Genomic DNA, 1,109 nt, shown 5'->3' with positions numbered 1-1,109 from the left:
GGCTTTCACAGAAGGACTTGTTGAGGCAAATATTGGAGATAGCTGGGGAGGTGCGAAGTAATGGAACTGCAGGATCAGTTATTTGAGACTTTAATGAACTACTGGGATCTGCAGGAAGGTAATTACGATATTGAGCGCAATTACCCTGAGCTTCTGGATATTGATCTTGGTGATCCGGAGCTTACTCAGAAACTCAGAGCTGCTGCCCAGAGAACTAAAGAGATTATCAGTACAGAAAAGCCCAAGGCTGATCCTGAGACAGAGGCTATCTTCCGAGAGGGGATAGCCCCTGTACCCAATAACCAGGTACTCAGTGTGATTATCAGGGCGATACTTGGAGGTGCTGAGGACTTTAGAGTTAAGCCAGGCGGCTGGGTAGAGCACAGGGGGAGCTGGGTTTTCCAGGATACACAACCCAATGCCGGAGTGATCACTGTCACTGCCCTGAATGAAGAGGTTATACAGGGATTTTCTCTGTTTACTCTGGATGTTCTAATGGTTCTTCTGGGACATCTGAGTTCCACATACTGTCAGAATAAGACAGATCAGCCAATGGCTTTAAAAAGCATAATCACAGCCAGAGAGATCCTGGGATATAAAGAAGTGAAGTCATATGGTGAGAGACGTTGGAATCTGATTGAGAAAATCAGTGCTGAAGTTGAAAGACTTGGTAGTCTCAAGGTCAAAGTAAGTAATGCCAAAGGCAAAGAGAAGCCTCTGAACTATAATGGCAACATTATAGTCTTGAAACTGGTAAAGCGTGACTTCAACCCCTTTACCAAACACTACACACCAACCTGCTGGGAAATTCAGGCAGGCAGCTGGGCTACGCATTACATGTCTCGGGATAACTATGAGTTTATCGGAAAACTGAACCAGAAGATATTAGCCTTAGACCACAGAGAACAGCGAGGGACTGAAAGCTTTGCCAAGAAAGTAATGTATAGCCTCTTTGTTCTACCTGGTGGTACTCATTACATCAAGAATGGAGCCAAAAAGAGCTTTAAGCAACTTTTGCAGCTTATTGGGGAGTACAGGGAAACTCCAGGATTAGACAGAAAAGTAACTCCGAGAAACCTGCAAAGGCTTGGGAAGGCCTTGGATTATCT

Annotated in this window: 1 protein-coding gene; it reads left to right on the top strand. The window is 44.9% G+C overall.

The window, feature by feature from the left end:
* Positions 1-60 precede the first annotated feature (60 nt).
* A partial coding sequence (locus LZ23_RS11985) for a hypothetical protein (protein WP_045214531.1) occupies positions 61-1,109 on the top strand: 1,049 nt, incomplete at its 3' end.

Origin of the sequence: Desulfonatronovibrio magnus, from assembly GCF_000934755.1 — a bacterium.
Taxonomy (GTDB): Bacteria; Desulfobacterota; Desulfovibrionia; order Desulfovibrionales; family Desulfonatronovibrionaceae; genus Desulfonatronovibrio; species Desulfonatronovibrio magnus.
Note: the sequence above shows the minus strand (reverse complement) of the source record. Positions and strands in the feature narration are given on the sequence as shown.